Source organism: Psychrobacter sp. AOP7-B1-24 (assembly GCF_052376215.1).
Classification (GTDB): domain Bacteria; phylum Pseudomonadota; class Gammaproteobacteria; order Pseudomonadales; family Moraxellaceae; genus Psychrobacter.
In genome coordinates this window covers 1-972 of record NZ_JBQSVL010000184.1, presented here as the reverse complement: position 1 = coordinate 972, position 972 = coordinate 1, and the positions used below count along the sequence as shown (strand labels likewise).

The window sequence follows — 972 nt, the reverse complement described above, 5'->3', positions numbered from 1 at the left end:
ATTGTTTACTTTATTTGAAACGCAAAAGAATGATACATCAACTACGCACATAAATACTCCATGCAAATTACATCTACTTTATTCATTAACATCGTTAAAGTAAAATAAATTTTATATTGGATTTATGATATGCCGAATCTGGAAGTAAATGCTTATGAGCTCATACTATTGTCAGGCTGCATCATGCTTTTCATTGCCAGCATTTCTGCAGCATTTAATAACAGTTTTGACGACTTTTCATGGAAGCACATCACCACATGGTTATTTGTCCTAGGTAGTTTACTAACGCTTATTGGATATGTTGGTTATAAAGTCTACGCTTATTATCATCCTTATGCGTGGCTGGATTAACATAAAAAGCAGCTTAATTTTCCTTAAGTAACCGTTGATAGTGTTATTAATGTATTTTGCTGATAAAATATTACTTGTTCAGGACGAAAATAATTTTCGACTGACAAAGATTAGGTGCTATCAAACATACACTATAAAACCAATCAAAATATTAAAGGAAAATTCTGTGAAAAAACTTCTAGCTTCGACCGCTATGCTTGCCACTCTTGCTCTAGCGGGCTGCACATCAACAGGTGCTGGCACGACTACAGGCACTACTGCTAGCACAGCCATGACAACTGCAAGTAGTCTTGGCATGAGTGTCCTGACATCAGCAGTAGATACAAAATGTCGTACCGCAATCGAAGAACAAAGCGCATGGGGTATTGCTAGTCTTGCTATGACTGATACACAGCAAGAAACCTTCAAAACTAACGTTTGTGGTTGTGTCACTGAGCAAGCATCAGAAGATGTAACTATCGTTGAATTAGGCAATGCTGCTATAGATTCAAGCTATCGCACTGAATTGGTCGCCAACGTCGTTGCTGACTCTATACAAAGCTGTTATACCAGCTTCGTTCAATAATTGTGTGTTAATAGTTTATAACAGGTAATAAAAAAGGCCAGATTATCAGTGATAAT

Annotated in this window: 2 protein-coding genes; both read left to right on the top strand. The window is 36.8% G+C overall.

The annotated features are described in order from the left end of the window. The first annotated feature begins 129 nt into the window (after nucleotides 1-129). Complete coding sequence (locus tag ACT3QP_RS14890; RefSeq protein ID WP_192519354.1) at nucleotides 130-351, top strand: hypothetical protein; 222 nt, start codon at nucleotides 130-132, stop codon at nucleotides 349-351. A 166-nt stretch (nucleotides 352-517) separates the two neighbouring features. Further along, nucleotides 518-916: a hypothetical protein gene (locus tag ACT3QP_RS14885; protein ID WP_192519355.1), complete on the top strand. Its 399-nt coding sequence runs from the start codon at nucleotides 518-520 to the stop codon at nucleotides 914-916. Nucleotides 917-972: the final 56 nt, after the last annotated feature.